The sequence below is a fragment of the Sediminibacterium sp. TEGAF015 genome, from assembly GCF_025997995.1.
Classification (GTDB): Bacteria; Bacteroidota; Bacteroidia; order Chitinophagales; family Chitinophagaceae; genus Sediminibacterium.
Genome location: NZ_AP026683.1, coordinates 553,206 through 568,092, shown reverse-complemented (window position 1 = coordinate 568,092; position 14,887 = coordinate 553,206). Strand labels below are relative to the sequence as shown.

Annotated in this window: 16 protein-coding genes; 6 read left to right on the top strand and 10 right to left on the bottom strand. The window is 39.4% G+C overall.

What is annotated here, in order from left to right; genetic code table 11:
- A complete protein-coding gene (pgi, locus tag TEGAF0_RS02595; RefSeq protein ID WP_264899822.1) occupies positions 1 to 1,668 on the top strand; it encodes a glucose-6-phosphate isomerase in 1,668 nt (555 codons plus the stop codon).
- Position 1,669: 1 nt separating this feature from the next.
- A complete protein-coding gene (locus TEGAF0_RS02590) occupies positions 1,670 to 2,158 on the top strand; it encodes a GNAT family N-acetyltransferase (protein WP_264899820.1) in 489 nt (162 codons plus the stop codon).
- Positions 2,159 to 2,188: 30 nt separating this feature from the next.
- On the opposite strand, the gene TEGAF0_RS02585 is transcribed toward TEGAF0_RS02590, so the two are convergent.
- The 3 genes from TEGAF0_RS02585 to TEGAF0_RS02575 all read right to left on the bottom strand — a co-directional run bounded on the left by TEGAF0_RS02585 (position 2,189) and on the right by TEGAF0_RS02575 (position 8,334).
- On the bottom strand, positions 2,189 to 3,214 hold the full coding sequence (locus TEGAF0_RS02585; protein ID WP_264899818.1) for a PorP/SprF family type IX secretion system membrane protein: 1,026 nt from the start codon (positions 3,212 to 3,214) through the stop codon (positions 2,189 to 2,191).
- A 1-nt stretch (position 3,215) separates the two neighbouring features.
- Entirely contained in the window at positions 3,216 to 7,628 is a 4,413-nt protein-coding gene (locus tag TEGAF0_RS02580; protein ID WP_264899816.1) for a PKD domain-containing protein, read from the bottom strand.
- A gap of 79 nt (positions 7,629 to 7,707) precedes the next feature.
- Complete coding sequence (locus TEGAF0_RS02575; RefSeq protein WP_264899815.1) at positions 7,708 to 8,334, bottom strand: WbqC family protein; 627 nt, start codon at positions 8,332 to 8,334, stop codon at positions 7,708 to 7,710.
- Positions 8,335 to 8,593: 259 nt separating this feature from the next.
- Here TEGAF0_RS02575 and TEGAF0_RS02570 point away from each other — a divergent pair, with 259 nt between their 5' ends.
- Complete coding sequence (locus tag TEGAF0_RS02570) at positions 8,594 to 9,043, top strand: LEA/WHy family protein (RefSeq protein ID WP_264899813.1); 450 nt, start codon at positions 8,594 to 8,596, stop codon at positions 9,041 to 9,043.
- A 44-nt stretch (positions 9,044 to 9,087) separates the two neighbouring features.
- On the opposite strand, the gene TEGAF0_RS02565 is transcribed toward TEGAF0_RS02570, so the two are convergent.
- Together TEGAF0_RS02565 and pyrE are read right to left on the bottom strand one after the other, a co-directional pair.
- Positions 9,088 to 9,492 carry a hypothetical protein gene (locus TEGAF0_RS02565; protein WP_264899811.1) on the bottom strand — a complete coding sequence of 135 codons (405 nt, stop codon included), beginning with the start codon at positions 9,490 to 9,492 and terminating at the stop codon, positions 9,088 to 9,090.
- A 37-nt stretch (positions 9,493 to 9,529) separates the two neighbouring features.
- Positions 9,530 to 10,159, bottom strand: coding sequence for an orotate phosphoribosyltransferase (pyrE, locus tag TEGAF0_RS02560; RefSeq protein WP_264899810.1), 630 nt, complete (start codon positions 10,157 to 10,159; stop codon positions 9,530 to 9,532).
- A 43-nt stretch (positions 10,160 to 10,202) separates the two neighbouring features.
- Here pyrE and TEGAF0_RS02555 point away from each other — a divergent pair, with 43 nt between their 5' ends.
- A complete protein-coding gene (locus TEGAF0_RS02555) occupies positions 10,203 to 10,655 on the top strand; it encodes an NUDIX hydrolase (protein WP_264899808.1) in 453 nt (150 codons plus the stop codon).
- Here TEGAF0_RS02555 and TEGAF0_RS02550 read toward each other — a convergent pair.
- Genes TEGAF0_RS02550 through pyrR form a run of 4 tightly spaced genes read right to left on the bottom strand, consistent with a single transcriptional unit; the run spans position 10,612 to position 13,003 of the window.
- A complete protein-coding gene (locus TEGAF0_RS02550) occupies positions 10,612 to 11,043 on the bottom strand; it encodes a hotdog fold thioesterase (RefSeq protein WP_264899806.1) in 432 nt (143 codons plus the stop codon). The genes TEGAF0_RS02555 and TEGAF0_RS02550 overlap by 44 nt on opposite strands.
- Positions 11,040 to 11,516: a pantetheine-phosphate adenylyltransferase gene (gene coaD / locus TEGAF0_RS02545; protein ID WP_264899804.1), complete on the bottom strand. Its 477-nt coding sequence runs from the start codon at positions 11,514 to 11,516 to the stop codon at positions 11,040 to 11,042. The genes TEGAF0_RS02550 and coaD overlap by 4 nt, the downstream gene beginning before the upstream one ends.
- Positions 11,517 to 11,528: 12 nt before the next feature.
- Positions 11,529 to 12,461, bottom strand: a complete 933-nt coding sequence (locus TEGAF0_RS02540; RefSeq protein ID WP_264899801.1) for an aspartate carbamoyltransferase catalytic subunit — start codon at positions 12,459 to 12,461, stop codon at positions 11,529 to 11,531.
- Positions 12,462 to 12,481: 20 nt separating this feature from the next.
- The gene (pyrR, locus tag TEGAF0_RS02535) at positions 12,482 to 13,003 is read right to left on the bottom strand and encodes a bifunctional pyr operon transcriptional regulator/uracil phosphoribosyltransferase PyrR (RefSeq protein WP_264899800.1); all 522 of its coding nucleotides are present in this window, start codon (positions 13,001 to 13,003) and stop codon (positions 12,482 to 12,484) included.
- A gap of 82 nt (positions 13,004 to 13,085) precedes the next feature.
- Between pyrR and recF the strand changes: the two genes are divergently transcribed.
- Complete coding sequence (gene recF, locus TEGAF0_RS02530; RefSeq protein ID WP_264899798.1) at positions 13,086 to 14,168, top strand: DNA replication/repair protein RecF; 1,083 nt, start codon at positions 13,086 to 13,088, stop codon at positions 14,166 to 14,168.
- A gap of 20 nt (positions 14,169 to 14,188) precedes the next feature.
- Entirely contained in the window at positions 14,189 to 14,470 is a 282-nt protein-coding gene (locus tag TEGAF0_RS02525; RefSeq protein WP_264899796.1) for a DUF721 domain-containing protein, read from the top strand.
- Here TEGAF0_RS02525 and TEGAF0_RS02520 read toward each other — a convergent pair whose 3' ends face one another.
- Entirely contained in the window at positions 14,471 to 14,884 is a 414-nt protein-coding gene (locus TEGAF0_RS02520) for a CBS domain-containing protein (RefSeq protein WP_264899795.1), read from the bottom strand.
- Between the last annotated feature and the right edge of the window lie 3 nt (positions 14,885 to 14,887).

The following is a 14,887-nucleotide window of genomic DNA, read 5'->3' as shown; positions in this document are numbered from 1 at the left end:
ATGCTACCAAGAATTAATCCTACGAGTACACAAGCCTGGTTTTTATTAAAGAAGCATTACGACGATGAGATGAGCAGAAAGCATATGAAAGATCTTTTTGCTGCAGATCCAGAAAGGTTTCAACACTTTTCCCTTTGTTTAGACCAATTGGTTTTTGACTTTTCTAAAAATATCATCAATCCCAAAACGATGCAATTGCTGTTTCAATTGGCAGAAGAATGTCAGTTGAGCGATGCAATAAGAGATCAGTTTGCTGGTATAAAAATTAATGAGACCGAAAACCGATCTGTATTGCATACAGCATTACGCAATTTTTCGGACACCCCTATTTTGGTGGATGGCAAAGACATCATGCCCAAAATAAAAAAAGTACAGCAGCAAATGGCTGCTTTTTGTGAACAGATCCATAATAAAACCTGGAAAGGATACACGGGCAAAGCCATCAAATACATAGTAAACATTGGTATTGGCGGAAGCGATTTAGGTCCTGTAATGGTGACAGAAGCCTTGAAACCTTACTGGGTTGAAGGCATCCACTCCTATTTTGTAAGTAATGTGGATGGTACCCATATTGTTGAGACTTTAAAAAAAGTAAACCCTGAAGAAACCCTTTTCCTGGTTGCCTCTAAAACTTTCACAACTCAAGAAACCATGACCAATGCCTTTACGGCCAGAAACTGGTTTCTCGAGCACGCAAAGGACGAAGCTTATATTGCCAAACATTTTGTGGCATTAAGTACCAATGAAAAAGCGGTCACAGCTTTTGGAATTGACAAGAACAATATGTTCGAGTTTTGGGACTGGGTGGGTGGAAGATATTCTTTATGGAGCGCTATAGGTTTATCTATAGCCTTAACTATTGGATACAATCATTTTGAAACTTTGTTAAAAGGTGCTCATAGAGCAGACGAGCATTTCAAAACAGAGAAATTTCAGCAGAATATTCCGGTAATCATGGCATTGCTGGGTATCTGGTATACGAATTTCTTTGGCGCACAAAGTGAAGCCATTTTACCTTACGATCAGTACATGCATCGTTTTGCGGCCTATTTTCAGCAAGGAAATATGGAAAGCAATGGAAAGAGTACAGATCGTAACGGGAATCCCGTGAATTATGCTACAGGTCCTATTATATGGGGTGAACCCGGCACCAATGGACAACATGCTTTTTATCAATTAATTCATCAGGGCACTCCATTAATCCCCTGCGATTTTATTGCACCTGCTATTTCTCATAACCCTATTGGGGACCATCATGTAAAACTATTATCCAACTTCTTTGCACAGACAGAAGCCTTAATGAATGGCAAGTCTGAAAACGAAGTGAAAGTAGAATTGATGAAAGCAGATAAAAAAGACGAGGATATAAAAAAACTCAGTCCATTTAAAGTATTTGCTGGAAACAAACCCACTAACTCTATTCTGGTAAAGCAGATTGATCCATCTACACTAGGAATGCTGATTGCCTTATACGAGCACAAAATATTTGTACAAGGAGTTATCTGGAATATTTTCAGCTATGATCAATGGGGGGTAGAATTAGGTAAAGAATTAGCAAATAAAATTTTACCCGAACTAACCAGTGACGAAACGGTTAGCAGTCATGATTCCTCAACCAATGGTTTGATTAATAGCTTTAAGAATTTCAGAAAAAATCAGGAGGCTTAATATGGATGCAATCAATATTAGACCCATACAGCCATCGGACAATGCAGCTATTGCCCATATTATTCGTACTGCATTAACTGAGTTTGGAGCCAACAAACCCGGAACTGTTTTTTATGATGATACCACAGATCATCTTTTTGAATTATTTACTTCTACTCCTAAAAGCGGGTATTTCATTGCAGAAAAAGACGGGGTGATTGTTGGAGGTGCGGGCTACTTCCCTACTGAGGGACTACCAGCATCCACCTGTGAACTGGTCAAAATGTATTTGAATGCAACTGTGCGTGGCATGGGCCTGGGAAGAAAAATGATTGATTATGTATTAGCGGCCGCAAAAGAAGCAGGATATGAAGAAGTATACCTGGAAACCATGCCAGAGTTGAACAAGGCAGTAAAAGTATACGAGCAATTTGGCTTCCACTATTTACAAGGCCCCATGGGAAATTCAGGACATAACGGTTGTGATATTTGGATGCTTAGAAAATTATAAACCTAAATACCGCGGAATAAGATTGATTACCTACCAAAGTTTAGTGGGACACCAGTCGCCAAAACGATTGCCCAATAAAAATCCAAAGAGTATTTCGTGTGTACCTTTGCTTATGGTATTCAAACGGGAAGTCTGAATATCATAAGAGTAACCAATGTTAAAAGTATTGCTGATATTAATTCCCACCATAGCAGCGAATCCATCTTTATAACGATAGGAAGTACCCGCCCATAGAAGATCCTGGTATTGTAACTTGGCATTGATATCAAACCCTAAAGGCAAAGGACTTATGTATCTGATTAAAGCGGATGGCAGTAAAGTAAAATCTTCTGATACAGGAATTCTATATCCTGCACTCAAAAATAAATGCGGTACCAGTTTCCCTTTGGTTAGGGAAACCGTATTATCGGAGAATGCAATATTCTGAGGAATAATTTGCTGCGCTGCTAAACCTATAAAATAATCCTTGGAATACAACCAAAGTCCTGCACTGATATCCGGTTTAATGCGATTAATTACCCCACTGGAAGCCACAGCTGGATCAACGGTTGTATTCCCAAAATTTAGTTTAGCAGCATCCAGACTCATATTGGTAATTCCTGCCGAAACACCTGCAGATAAATTGGTTGTTGGAGACAAGCCAATATGATAACTATAGGTTCCATACGCAGCAAAACGATTCAGTGGTCCTGTTTTATCATTTAGGATGGTAAAACCTACTCCATGATGTGCTGGCGCTGCTTGGTAATCTCTCCAGTAAGCTTCCCCCCTTGGGTTCATACCATTAGCCCGAAAACCAGTAGCAGAAGCGGATCCGTAAGGATCTTTTTTCAGAGGACCGTGCATGGAAAGATACGTGGTTACCGGTGCATCCTGTAACCCCACCCATTGCATACGATGACTGGCTTTAACATCCCAATAATTTTCAATACCGGCCACAGCTGGATTAATCATGAAGTTATTCATGATATACTGGGTGTAATAAGGGCGTTGCTGAGCGCTCGCCACCAGCGCCAATCCTAATCCCACTAAAAAAAGAAATCCCTTTTGCCTCATTTTATCTGATAATTGTTACAGAACCTGTAATGATTTTTCTACCGTTCTTTGGATTAATGATATAGTAATATGTTCCAATTGGCAATGGCTTCCCATTGCGAGTACCATCCCAATCCACTGCATACTCTATACTACTGTATACCAATCCACCGTATCTGTCATATACATCAACGGTTGCGCCTGGATAACTTTCCAAGTATTGAATTCTCCATCTGTCATGAAAACCATCCCCATTGGGTGAAAATGCATTGGGTATAATCGGCGCTAACAACAATTTCACAAATACCGTATCAGAAACAGAACAGCCACCAATACCTGTAATATCCAATTTATAAGTGATATCACTCAAAGGTGTTGTTTTAGGAACTGAGTCAGTTGTACTATTTAAATAGGCTGCCGGAGACCATTGATACTGTAAATTAGTACCGTAAACAAATTCAGGCTTCAGCGCTTTGGTTCCCCCTTCCAGTACTACAAGATTCGGCCCTAGTTCCAGCACCGGATAAGGATGTACCGTAATTACCTTGCTCACCGTATCACTAACACAACCCTGCGCATTATAAAAATAATAATTAACGGTAAAGCTTCCTGAATCTGTAAATGCCTTTGAAGGGTTTTGTAAAGTGGATCGATCTAAACCGCCTAAATTCCATTCCCACCTTACAGGAGCACTTGTAAAGTCATTACCCTGATCACTGAACTGAATCAGATCGCCGCGACAAACTTCTGTTGCAGAAGCTACTAAATTGGCTTTTGGCCATGGATAAATTGTACTTAGTGTTTGCGATAAAGAATCCACACAGCCATCTTTGGTAGTAATGGTTAAGCGAACTGTTTTATTCCCTGTTGTGGTATATTTATGTGTAGGTTCTTTAAGTGCGGAAGAGCTTGGATCATTGGGATCTCCAAAATTCCAAGCATAACTGAACAATGCTTCTGATCCATCTGCAATGGTGCTCTGATTCAGGAACTTACCCCTCCCATCGGGCAAACAAATTTCCGGCAAACTAAAAGCAGGTTTAGGCAAATGATTCACCCGAATAATTTGCTGATTGGCTGCACTTACGCAACCACTATCCGTAACTACCTGCAGTGAGGCAGTATAGGATTGAGCTGCGGCAAAAACATGCGAGAACGGAATGTTATTGGTTCTTGAACTATTTTGACCGTCTCCAAAATTCCAGTTCCAGGTAACAATATTGCTGAAATTAGCAACAGAACTATCTGTGAATATTAAGTTGTTTTTCTCGCAAGCCGGATCTGCAATCCCCCATTTGGCAACAGGTGAAGGCCAGACAGTGATAGGCTGAAATGCAGAGTCTTTACAACCTGCATTATTTTGTACCAAATACTTTAATGTGTCATTACCAACGCCAGTTGTTACTGGATTTAACAAACCAGTAGCACTGATTCCCTTACCTGAATAAGTGGAAGTAACAGGCAATGCAGAAATAAAGGACCCCTGTGTAATAAGCCTTGGTGTTGCATCGTAGCAGATATCTCTGATATCAGCAAAGCTGACTGCAGGCGCATAAGTTACCGGAACAATCTTTGTGAGGGTTCTGGAACAAGATTCTGATTGACCAGAATATGCTTTGATCATTACAGCATAATTCTTGGTTGCTGGTGTAGAATTAGTGGTTGGTATGCCATATCTGATGGCGTATTGTTTGCTAAAAGCAGGAGTTTGATCTGTAACTACTGTAGCAGGTGCGCCTGTAAAATCCCAATACACTTCCAGCTTGGTAACATCTCCAAAATCAACCGTACTTTGATTGATGATTTTGATAGAATCGTTGGTACATAAAGGAATGCCATTAAGCAAATTGGCCACTTCAAATTTGGGAACAGGTGTACTTCCGTTCACTGTAAATGACTTACTATCAGTTGATACACAGCCACGATTAGAAGTTACTTGTAAGGAAACCGTATAATTACCATACCACTTATAACTTGGAGAAACCGTTTTGTTATTAGTTGTGGTAGTTAATGGAACAGGTCGTTTATCGGCAGGCACAGTAGAAACACCATCATCAAACTTCCAGAGATAACTAAATCCAACTTCAGATCCATCGGCAATTTTGGAAGTATCTGTAAAAGTAGCAGTAGCATCGTTCAGACAAACTTCAGGTAGAACAAAACCAACTACTGGTAAAGGATTTGCATTAAAACCACCCGGCAATCGGAAGGTATCACTAACACAACCAGTATTGCTGACAACATTTAAGTATACATTTTTAGCCCCCCAGTTTGGATACGTGTACGATTGAGCCGCATTGGTATTTTGTGTAACCACTCCTGCCCCATTGTCCAGGTTCCATTTCCATTGTGCAATGTTGTTATTGGCAACACCTGCAGTAATAGTGGAAGCATCTGTAAATACAATATTACTGTTTTCGCAGGTTACTGCAGGTACAGTAAATTTAGCCAGTGGCTTATTGGATAAATTGAGGGAAATATTTTCAGAAGCCACACAACCAAAATCAGAAATGGCAGAAAGCTTCACCGTATAGTTACCTGCAGCTGCAAAAGTTTTGACAGGATTTTTATCTGTAGAAGTAGTTCCATCCCCAAACTCCCAGTTCCAAGAAACGATGGCTCTACCTGACCCCGTTGATTGATCTGTTAATTGAATAGGAGCTGTAACACAACCTGTATCTATAGTTGCGATACTGAACTTTGCTTGAGGGGCATCCCCTACTACAATGTTATCAGTAATTTCCTGCTCATTGGTATTACTACAGCCATCTGATTGTGGAGACAAAGATGTTGTGGTAAATTTTACCGGATAGGTACCAGCCGCAGTGAATGTATAAGACTGAGGTATTTGATAAACATAATAAGTTTTACCGTTGGATGTATACGTTGAATCGAAATTGGTTGGATTATAGGTTAATGTCGGAGGCCCGTTCAAGCTACTGGCATTTGTAAAATCCAAAACAATCTTTGTTGGCTGATAACTAAGAGCCAGTTTGATAGAGAAGCTTGTTCCAACACAGGTTGCTGAATAATTCACGGTAGCCAGTCGAGGAAACTGATTCTGAATAGTTACCGGTGGATTTAAATCTACAATATTGGTGCCCGCATTGTAACCATAACTTTCTACATTCCCCATGCCATAAGCAATGGCAATAAAGCCACTGTCCGCCTTAATATTATGACTGGGATTATTTAGCGTACTGTTGGTTACATCTTCTCTTAAATAGGAGTAATCAGAATTGGGTATAGGAATCCAATTAGATGCGGGAGCTGCTCCGTCAATCTTAAGACTAGCTGTATTGGCCGTCTTCATAATAACATTCAGATAATGAACAGTAATATTGGTAGCCGGTGGAGTTAAATCTCTTCTGGCAGATATAACACTCACATTATTGATGGTTTGCTCCAAAGGATTAATGGTAATAATTTCAGGGTCACCAATATTCCCCGCATCACAACTCATAGAAGTCATGTACTGAACAACTAGTATTGGTTTGTCTGAAGTAATGATATTAGCCTGAGCACTATTTAGGTCATAGTAACTATTTTGTTTCAATGAACCCGTGTTTAACTGAGCCCCATTAACGGTAACAACCGTAGTAGGGTCTTTTACGATAATCCTGTATAAATCGCCCTGCTTTCTTGCAAAGGGTGCTGTAATATAATTTCTCCCCCAGGCATTGGATGGGAATACCTGTTGAAATAAATTGTCGCCCCCATTAGTACTGGTAACGCTAGAATTACAAAATCCCGTCCAGGAGGATCCGGTAAAAACTGCAATCGGCTTACAAGTTGACCCGGTTGTTGAGATACTTCGTATGGTAGATCCTGTTAAATCTGAAATAGACTGAACCTGATATACATCACCTTTATTGAGGGAAACCGTATATGCCTGTCCGGCAGTACGAATTGGGATTCCGGAACTATTGGCTTTTAAATTTAACTCAACCGTTGTATTGTCTTCAGTTGCAACAACCGTAATCTGACTTCTACCCTGATTCGTAATCTGAGTAAAGTTTAAAGAAACATATTCTTTACCCAACACATTCGTTGGAAAAACAAGTGTTGAACCAGATCGGGCTGCATTTAGAATGTGGGCATATAAAACAATTGGCTTCTCTGAAGTAACGTGTATCCCCTTACCTGTATTGGTTCCTTCAGCCTGTGCATTATATACCAAATAAAATGCCGGAGAAATCTGGACTGTAGTCGCCTGATTAGCAGTAACGGAAAAAGGAATAGTTCGTCCATCCAGCTCAACTACCCCATTGGTATTTTCAGTGGAGGAAATGTACAAAGCCATTCTGGAATTGGTATTATCTATATGGGCTGGATAAGCCAACCAAAAGTCTTTACCTCTGTTCGAAAAGTCTTGCGCATTTAATCCGTTAAAAACGAGTAAAATTAGTAAAGCTAGAAAACAAAATTTCTTCATCAGTTCGGGGGGCTTTCTCCATTCAGCAATTGAGTAACAATAATACTCCAATAAAGGCAAATTCTAAAAACAAGAGCTATTAAAATCGGCTATTGCTGCTTTTCAATAGACCAGCAGAAGCTGGACCATTACAAAAAAGTAAATCTAATATGCTCATATGGGGTTTAAAGCCAATTCTATCTTTAAAGACCTGATCGTATTCCGGCAGATCCCAATCCGGGTTCTTGCTGGGCAAAATAGTATTACGGGCGTCAACCGTATCCTGTTCTACCACATGAATAAACTCGTCTGTTGCAGAAATTACAGGTTTCGCTTTCAGCATTTTTAAAACCCATGCGACCAGTTTTCGGTCCAAGCTCATCAGGTACATTTCTTCTTGACTCAGCATTTCCCGGATTCCATCCCGGTAATATTCATAAAAGGGAGCCCGGTTGTAACTGGCATCCAATGCCCTCATATGCTGAACAATCCATTTTTCCCGGTAGTCAATTTTTATCTCTCTGAAAAGTGCTTTCTGGTCGCGCCCCTTTTGCAGGGGGACAGATAAATTCATCACTCCATTGGCCCCCGGAATAAGGGTTCTGTTTCGAAAACTTCCTTTTTGATAGCTTTCATATTCTTCAAATTTTATATTTGAAAACTGAAACAAAGTTTTATAATAATCAACTGTTCCAAAATATTGATATTCAATTAATAATATGCTCATTTATTATTTTGTTGAAGTTGGATACTACTACTGGAATAGTAGGGCTAATCAGATTCAATAAACTAAATTTTTATATTCAATTAAAATTTATAAATTATTTATATTCAATGCTTTAATTAATTTTTTATTTACTAAATTATTTAATACAAAAAAAGAAGGCTGGTTTCGCCTGTTTTGCTAAATACATTAGCCTACAAGTTACAAAATTTTAACTCGCTTCCGGGAGAAAATCACCTATTTTCGAATAAAATTTACTGCATTGAAATTGCTCCCACTCTACCTGATGCTGACCCTCGTTTTTGTTAGCTGTGCCGCGCCCAAAGAACTGGAATACCGAACGGTCAAAAATATTGAACTTAAGCAACTGGGTTTTAACCAGTCCAAATTGAATTTTGAACTGGTGTACTTTAACCCCAATAAATTTGGATTAGATTTAAAAAAAGTAGACAGTGATGTGTATTTAGACAATACTTATCTTGGCAAATTTCAATTAGACACTTTAATGCGGATTCCCAAAAACAGTGAATTCATTCTCCCTTCTTCCATCAATATCAATATGCAGAACTTATACAAAAATGCAGCTCAGCTATTGTTCAAAAAGGAATTAACCATCAAGGCAAAGGGAAATATAAAAATAGGTAAAGGGGGTATTTTCAGAACATTTCCCTTTACCTATGAAGGAAGACAGGAATTTAACCTGTTCAAATAAGTTTATTGCAAAAAACTTGCGTTATTGTACCAGTCTGCAAGGTATTATTGCACCGGTGGAATATGACAAGGTTTAGGTGGTTTAGGACCTCCACCTTCTTCGGCTCTCTTACAAATCGGAGGTAATTTTGCATAAGATTCCGACACCGCTTTTTCTTCATTGGCATCAAATCCCGCATTATTCAATGCCGCTTTGATCATAGACTCATCAGCCCTATCTGGCCAATATTGAACTTTAATTTCCCCTTGTAACAGATTGATTTTCCATTGAATAAGGCCAGACTCCATGGTAGTTTGGTTGGCCTGTACCAAGTATTTTTCTAAAATAACTTTGCATTCCCAACACTTCAGATTGGCCGATTTTATGGTTACCCATTGCTGCTTGGGCTGCTGGGCAATGGCCTGTAAGGACAAAAAAACAGCACCTGTCAAAAGGATTTTTTTAATCATACTATGCTCTTTCATTAGATATAAAAGAAAATTCAAACTATTTTCCCCAGTTTGCTGGATCCTGGCTCCATTGCATCAGGGTTTCTTTGGTATCAGCTGTTACCAATCCCTTCTCAATCGCCAATTCAATTAATGTAGGATAATTGGTTAAGCTCGACGTTTTAACCCCTGCTGCTTCACAAGCATCTTTGGCTGTGTTGAACCCGTAATTAAAAATAGAAACCATTCCAACAATCTCTGCACCAGCTGCTCTCAATACTTCCACCACTTGCAAACTGCTTTTTCCAGTAGAAATAAGATCCTCAATTACCAGAACCTGCTGCCCTTTCTCTAAAGCGCCTTCAATCTGATTACCCAGTCCGTGTTCTTTAGGTTTGGGTCTAACGTAAACAAACGGTAGTTTTAACTGATCAGCTGCCATCGCTCCCCAGGGAATACCTGCAGTGGCAACACCTGCCAGTACTGTTGCTTCAGGAAACTGCTCAAAAATAACACTGCACAATTCACTCTTTACAAAATCGCGTACATAAGGAAAAGACAATACCTTTCTGTTATCGCAATAAATGGGACTTTTCCAGCCACTTGCCCAGGTAAAGGGCTCTGCAGGACTCAATTTGATGGCCTGTACCTGTAGTAATTTTTCTGCTACTGCTTTTTCGTTTGTCATGCTACAAAAGTAATTCCTATTTTCATTGCGAAAAGATGGAAATATGCACAGTAATCAGATAAATGAAAGGAAAGTAATACGCGCAGGGGGTGGATTGTTACTGAACGAAAACACGGAATTGCTGATGATTTTTCGCAGGGGTTCCTGGGACCTGCCGAAGGGAAAACTGGATGAGGGGGAAACCATGGAAGCCTGTGCCCTTAGAGAAGTGGAGGAAGAAACCGGTGTTGGCCAACTAATTTTAGGTGACTTGCTGGGCATTACCCGGCATCAATACTTTGATATGTATATACAAGAGGAAGTTATCAAGGAAACATACTGGTATGCAATGAAAGTATCTGGTAGACCTGCATTGATTCCTCAAACCGAAGAAGATATTACCGATATCAGATGGGTTCCCTTACAAGACATTCCTGCACTACTAGAAAATAGTTTTGATACGATCCGGGAAATTATCGGTCTTTTCTTTTCAAAACTGCCACAGTTAAACGACTGATACAAACCAGGTGATCTCTTTCATCGTGAATTTTAATTTCCCAGACCTGTGAGCTACTGCCTATATGTATGGGCCTAGCAGTTCCTATAACAAAACCGCTGCGAACACTACGCAAATGATTCGCATTAATTTCCTGACCAACACAAATGAATTCATTGTGGTTTACTACCAGGGCTGCGCCAACACTTCCTAGTGTTTCAGCCAATGCAACAGAAGCGCCTCCATGCAGTAACCCGTATGGTTGCTTTGTTCTATGATCAACTGGCATAGTGGCTTTTAAAAAATCAGGACCAATTTCAGTAAACTTCATACCTAGGTGCTCTCCCAATGTTTCTTTACCCATTCCATCAAACTGATCAATAGACAAATGCTTATTAAACCAAATCATGCGTTACTTTTTAGGGTATTGATTACCGCCTGCGGCAAGAATGGAGAAGCATCTCCCCCATTTTTAATGATATCTCTTACAATGGTAGAAGCTACAGAAGTGTACTTGGGTTCTCCAGTAAGGAAAATGGTTTCTATCTGATTATCGAGTGTGCGGTTGGCATCTGCAATGGTTTTCTCGTATTCAAAGTCACTTACGTAACGGATCCCCCTCAAAATAAACCTAGCACCAATTTGTTTACAGAACTGAACGGTCAGTCCATCGTAAGCCACACTCTCTACTCTTGGCTCATCAATGAATATTTCACGGAACCATTGCATCCGCTGCTCTGCGCTAAACATAGGATTTTTAATAGAATTGATACCTATCCCCACTACAATTTTATCAAATAAAGGAAGTGCCCTTTTGATAATATCGGTATGACCCAGTGTTACAGGATCAAAAGTTCCCGGAAATAAACAGATTCTTTGCATAGGGATTGAACATTAATTTTCGTTAGTTCTTCCAGCCAATAGGTATAACACGGCCATCCTCACCGCAACACCGTTTTCAACCTGATTTAAAATGATGGAATGAGGCCCATCTGCTACGTCACTGTCCAGCTCCACTCCTCTGTTAATGGGTCCGGGGTGCATGATTACGATTTCCTTATCCAACTTATTCAATACAGATTGTTTAATACCATAAGCCAGATTGTATTCCCTTAATGAAGAGAACAGAGGCTGGTTCTGTCTTTCCAGTTGTATTCTAAGTACATTGGCAACATCGCACCATTGCAATGCTTCCTGTAAATTATAGGTAACATTAACCCCCAATGCTTCGTGAAGGTATTTGGGTATTAAAGTGGGCGGTCCTACAACGGTAATTTCTGCTCCCATTTTTTTCAGGAGATACATATTGCTGAGTGCCACCCTGCTGTGCATGATGTCTCCAATAATAGCCACTTTCAATCCCTCAATTCTTCCGGTTCTTTCCTGCATGGAAAATGCATCCAGCAAAGCCTGAGTGGGATGTTCATTAATTCCGTCGCCTGCGTTTACAATAGCAGCCGGAATATGCTTGGCCAAAAAGTGGGGAGCGCCGGAAGCACTGTGTCGCATCACTACCAAATCCACTTTCATGCTCAGGATATTATTCACGGTATCTAGCAAAGTTTCTCCCTTGGCAGCAGAAGAACTACTAGCCGCAAAATTTAATACATCAGCAGACAATCTTCGTTCTGCTAATTCAAAAGACATTCTCGTACGAGTAGAATTCTCATAAAACAAATTCACAATGGTAACATCGCGTAAAGAAGGTACTTTCTTGACAGGCCTTTGTAAAACTTCTTTGAATTGTGCTGCTGTTGATAAAATCAGCTGAATATCCTCTTTCTGGAGGTCCTTGATACCAAGTAAGTGTTTGGTAGATAGTTTCATTAAAAAGCAAAATTACAGTTTTAGACCAAAACAACTTCGTCTTTTTCATCCTTTTCTTTCCAATTCACTTTTACCTTATCGGTAATAATGGTATCAATGGCTTTACCGGCAAAATCCGGCTGAATAGGAAGTTCTCTGCTAAACCTTCTGTCGATTAAAACACATAAAGAAACTTTGGCAGGTCTACCAAAATCCAATAATGCGTCCAATGCAGCACGGATGGTTCTTCCGGTGTATAATACATCATCAATTAAAATGACAGATTTACCTTCTATGCTGAACGGAATATCTGTAGTATTAGCAATATGCAGGCTGTTTCTTACATCATCCCTGTAAAAAGTGATATCCAGTCTTCCGTAATGAATTTTTTCTGCAGGTACAATTGTTTTTAAAGCAGCCACTATTCTGTCACTTAAAAAAATACCTCTTGGTTGTAGTCCAATAATTACAGTGTTCGCTAAGTCCTGATTATTTTCTAACATCTGATGAGCCAGTCTTTGAATACTCAAATCCATTTGCTCGGCGGATAATATCGTTTTCAATCTCCCAATTTTTAATAAAATTAAAGGCTTTATTCCATTCTAAAAGGGAATAATTCTGCGGGTTCTTCTTTACTTTGCGCCAATGCTCCAGTTAACCCAAATAAACCTGATACAATTCAGAAATTACGAGACTACCTCCGTTTCGTTTTCTGAACAAATTGTAGCTATCTGCGGTTCAAATGGTACGGGCAAAACCAATCTGCTGGATGCCATTTATTATCTGGGTTTTTCAAAGAGTTATTTTGGCAGAACCGATGCCCAGAATGTACAGCATGGAAAGCATGGCATGCGGGTTTCAGGGATGTACCAGAAATCAAATGAATTACTAGATGTCAGTTTTATTGTAAGGGAGAACAATAAAAAAGAACTGAATGTGGGTGGCGTTCCTGTAAAAAAAATGTCTGAACATATCGGACAATTCCCATGTGTGATGATTGCGCCGGATGATATTGCATTGATTACAGGCGGTAGCGAAGAGAGAAGAAAGCTGATGGATAGTATTTTATCCCAAACCAATAAATCCTATCTGGAACAACTGATTGCCTACAATAAAATACTGCAGCAGAGAAACAGCTTATTGAAACAATTAGCTGAAAATCCGGGAATGGGAAATGATTTATTGGAGATTTATAATGATCAACTGAAACAAACAGGACAATATATTTTTACCTGCAGACAGACATTCCTAGGAGTTTTTCTACCTCAGGTGGGGGCCAATTACCATCAAATTGCAGGAAAAACTGAAGACCTGCAACTGAGTTATGAAAGTCCACTCCTGCAAAAATCATTCGCAGCAATCCTGAAAGACAATCTATCCAAAGATCTTGCACTGCAAAGAACTTCCAGTGGTGTACATAGAGATGATATTGGTTTCTTTTTAAATGATTTTCCTTTTAAAGCAGAAGCTTCCCAAGGGCAGCGAAAGAGCCTATTGTTTGCAATTAAACTGGCTGAATGGGAATACTTGAGATCAGCGATCGGCACTTCGCCAATTTTGTTACTGGATGATGTTTTTGAAAAACTGGACGAGAGCAGAATGGCTCATTTATTAACAACTGTTTCTCAGGAGCCATTCGGGCAAGTATTTATTACAGACACTCATGCAGACAGAATAAAAGAAAAACTTGAAGGAACCAATCGCCCTTATCAACTCATTCAATTGTAATTTAACCCTAACTTTATCACATGGGAGAAGTAAAAATCGGAGACGCATTTAAACAACTGAAGGGGCTGAATCATTTGAAAAAAGGGATTCGTTCCGCACAAATTGAAGATATCTGGGAACAATTAATGGGAAAAACCGTTGCCAAGTACACAGAAAAAATTCAAATCATTCAAAGAAAGCTTTTCATACACACGCCCATTGGTCCATTAAAAAACGAACTGAACTTTCAAAAGCCTCAGATCATCGCAAGAGTAAATGAGGCATTTGGGGAAGAAGTAATTGAAGAAGTAATTATTCAGTAATTAATATACCGGTTCAGAAAATTCATCCCCCGCTTCCAGGCTGTCCCGCATTAAATCGTGGATGGTTATGATTCCTCTGAAATCAAATCCCTCACATACAACTAAATAACGCGTTTTATGTTGGTTCATTAATTTCATGCATTCCTCTGCAGAGGTCTCTGGTGAAACAGAGGGTAGTCCTGTTGTCATGATTTCACTTACAGTGGTATCTGTTGAATTTTTATTCAATAAAACTACTTTCTGGGCATAATCCCTTTCGGTCATTATACCTTTAAAATCGTCTCCGTCTTTTACAATTACATAACTCAAGTTTTCAGCCTTCATTAAAGAAAGGGCCTCAATCACTTTTAAAGAAGAGGGAACACCATTAAAATAAGGACCTTTTTTATCCAGAATATGTTTGACTGTATTCATAAT

Excerpts from the sequence above, each read along its gene's own strand:
- pgi (WP_264899822.1), top strand. The coding sequence starts at position 1 with ATGCTACCAAGAATTAATCCTACGAGTACACAAGCCTGGTTTTTATTA.
- TEGAF0_RS02590 (WP_264899820.1), top strand. The coding sequence starts at position 1,670 with ATGGATGCAATCAATATTAGACCCATACAGCCATCGGACAATGCAGCT.
- TEGAF0_RS02585 (WP_264899818.1), bottom strand. The coding sequence starts at position 3,214 with ATGAGGCAAAAGGGATTTCTTTTTTTAGTGGGATTAGGATTGGCGCTG.
- TEGAF0_RS02580 (WP_264899816.1), bottom strand. The coding sequence starts at position 7,628 with ATGAAGAAATTTTGTTTTCTAGCTTTACTAATTTTACTCGTTTTTAAC.
- TEGAF0_RS02575 (WP_264899815.1), bottom strand. The coding sequence starts at position 8,334 with ATGAGCATATTATTAATTGAATATCAATATTTTGGAACAGTTGATTAT.
- TEGAF0_RS02565 (WP_264899811.1), bottom strand. The coding sequence starts at position 9,492 with ATGATTAAAAAAATCCTTTTGACAGGTGCTGTTTTTTTGTCCTTACAG.
- pyrE (WP_264899810.1), bottom strand. The coding sequence starts at position 10,159 with ATGACAAACGAAAAAGCAGTAGCAGAAAAATTACTACAGGTACAGGCC.
- TEGAF0_RS02555 (WP_264899808.1), top strand. The coding sequence starts at position 10,203 with ATGCACAGTAATCAGATAAATGAAAGGAAAGTAATACGCGCAGGGGGT.
- TEGAF0_RS02550 (WP_264899806.1), bottom strand. The coding sequence starts at position 11,043 with ATGATTTGGTTTAATAAGCATTTGTCTATTGATCAGTTTGATGGAATG.
- coaD (WP_264899804.1), bottom strand. The coding sequence starts at position 11,516 with ATGCAAAGAATCTGTTTATTTCCGGGAACTTTTGATCCTGTAACACTG.
- TEGAF0_RS02540 (WP_264899801.1), bottom strand. The coding sequence starts at position 12,461 with ATGAAACTATCTACCAAACACTTACTTGGTATCAAGGACCTCCAGAAA.
- recF (WP_264899798.1), top strand. The coding sequence starts at position 13,086 with ATGCTCCAGTTAACCCAAATAAACCTGATACAATTCAGAAATTACGAG.
- TEGAF0_RS02525 (WP_264899796.1), top strand. The coding sequence starts at position 14,189 with ATGGGAGAAGTAAAAATCGGAGACGCATTTAAACAACTGAAGGGGCTG.
- TEGAF0_RS02520 (WP_264899795.1), bottom strand. The coding sequence starts at position 14,884 with ATGAATACAGTCAAACATATTCTGGATAAAAAAGGTCCTTATTTTAAT.